The organism is Treponema sp. JC4 (genome assembly GCF_000260795.1).
Classification (GTDB): Bacteria; Spirochaetota; Spirochaetia; order Treponematales; family Treponemataceae; genus Treponema_D.
Genome location: NZ_AJGU01000142.1, coordinates 1 through 329, shown reverse-complemented (window position 1 = coordinate 329; position 329 = coordinate 1). Strand labels below are relative to the sequence as shown.

Below are 329 nucleotides of genomic sequence, written 5' to 3'. Positions count from 1 at the left end.
AGTAGTCAATTTCTTACTTGTTTTTTCTTTCTTTCTTTATCCTGTTAAACAGGTCAATGGGGAATTAGCTCAGTTGGCTAGAGCGTCGGCTTTGCAAGCCGAATGTCAGGGGTTCAAATCCCCTATTCTCCACTAAAGGGACAGTAGCTCAGTTGGTTAGAGCACCGCTCTGATAAGGCGGGGGTCATAAGTTCAACTCTTATCTGTCCCATCTTCTTCTTAAATGAAGAAAATGAGATACAAACTGTTTTTTGAAATAACGAGGGATGGAGCGTAGATTAGAAATCAGGAATGATTTTTAAGATATGATGAAGGCGTTTATTATGTTT

2 tRNA genes are annotated in these 329 nt (G+C 39.2%); both read left to right on the top strand.

Features of this window, described 5'->3' with window-relative positions:
• Positions 1–58 precede the first annotated feature (58 nt).
• Positions 59–132 (top strand) — tRNA-Ala (locus MSI_RS13665).
• Positions 133–137: 5 nt separating this feature from the next.
• Positions 138–211 (top strand) — tRNA-Ile (locus MSI_RS13660).
• Positions 212–329 lie beyond the last annotated feature (118 nt).